Genomic DNA, 1,481 nt, shown 5'->3' on the forward strand with positions numbered 1-1,481 from the left:
CGAACACGGAAATGCTGTTTTCATCACTCTTTGCGGCTTTGATACCGCCGTTCCAGCGCTCCATTGCAGAGGACGGCAGGTCGCGATTTTCGCGCGCAAAAGGCCGCCCCTCCGGCGCTGCCGGAAGGCTTTTTACTGTCATTGGGGTTGCTCCTAAGCCGCCTGTTTAAGCGGTGATTGTTCGATAGGAATGTCCGGGAAAACCGCGTCGTGAACTTCGCGCATCAGCTTAGCGTTTACGGCCTGGCTGTTTTTGCGCAAATCCTCAAGCGGTGTAAGGTTGAGCTGCACCGTGTAAATATCGCCACCTTCAATCGGAGGCAGGTTCTCCAGGCGGCGCACATCATTACGGGACATCCAGCCGTTCTGCAGCGCCGTGGTGTAATAGGCCGCACGCCCGGCACTGTCAGCACGCAGCAGGCCTTCAACAGAGAACTCAGCGAATAAGTCTTCATCGCCGTTGAGCAGGCATCGTGAAATCTCCTGTTCAATGTTCACCAGCATCGGGCGAAGCGTATTCGTCAGGAACAGCAGATTCATGCCTTCAACGCTTGATGCCCAGCTGCTCTGCTTGTTTACGTGACCGACCATAAACGGCGGTACGCGGAACCAGCGGCAGATCTCCTCAATGCTGAACGATCGTGATTCCAGCATCTGAGCGTCTTCAGGGTTCAGAGTAATGCCCTGATAGGACATGTCGCCCTCAAGCACCATCACCTTGCCGGCGTTTTTCGAACCAACGAACCGGTTGAGGTTTTCGCGGTTTTTCTGTCGCTGCTCTTTGGTCAGCAAGTTCTTTGACAGAAAAAAACCTGACGTCTGAATACCGTTTTCAAAAATTTTTGCGGCTGATTCTTCTACCGCCATTGCCGCGCCAAACACGTCCCGCCCGGTTCGCATCGGCATCATCCCGCAGACGCCATCCAGACCAAAGCCACGGATGTGCATCATGTTTTTAACCGGAATGATGCGCTGCACGCCCTTCTCTGTGTAGGTGTACTGCAGTTCTCCACTGTCGATCCTCTCAACCTTCATAGACTGAGGAAGCAGTGGCACCAGAGAAACCAGCTTGGCGCCGATCATTTTCTTCTCTACGTATGCATTACCGCGCAGGCAGATGCTGGCAACCACCATCAGCATGAAGCGCGAAGGCGTCATTTCGCTGTTAGGCCGGCGACACAGCAGCTGATAAGCCGGATGATTAAGCGCCAGTTTGCGGGAGCCATCAGCTGCTCTTTCATAAACCTTCATCGGCAGCGTTGAAACTGACTCACTTAGCAGGCGCACACAAGCCCAGACCGAGGCCAGCGCCAGCGCTTTCTCTGCTGTCACGACCTTGCCGCTGCTGCTTGTTCCGTACCACTCCTGCCAGAACGCGGCGTCATTAAGTCCAATCGACTCACCAAGCCAGTTAACAATCGCGCTCTTAATGCGACCCGGCCGTTTTTTTTCCTTCATCAGATACCTACCATGATCGGATC

1 protein-coding gene and 1 pseudogene are annotated in these 1,481 nt (G+C 54.3%); both read right to left on the bottom strand.

Annotated features, from left to right (window positions below):
- Nucleotides 1–142: pseudogene (locus tag JS46_RS24700) on the bottom strand (Clp protease ClpP); the annotation flags it as partial.
- An 11-nt stretch (nt 143–153) separates the two neighbouring features.
- Nucleotides 154–1,458: a phage portal protein gene (locus JS46_RS22730; RefSeq protein WP_033756096.1), complete on the bottom strand. Its 1,305-nt coding sequence runs from the start codon at nt 1,456–1,458 to the stop codon at nt 154–156.
- Nucleotides 1,459–1,481: the final 23 nt, after the last annotated feature.

Origin of the sequence: Pantoea sp. NGS-ED-1003 (assembly GCF_000738765.1) — a bacterium.
GTDB lineage: Bacteria > Pseudomonadota > Gammaproteobacteria > Enterobacterales > Enterobacteriaceae > Pantoea > Pantoea septica.

Coding starts and splice junctions, on each gene's coding strand:
- JS46_RS22730 (WP_033756096.1), bottom strand. CDS start 1,458: ATGAAGGAAAAAAAACGGCCGGGTCGCATTAAGAGCGCGATTGTTAAC.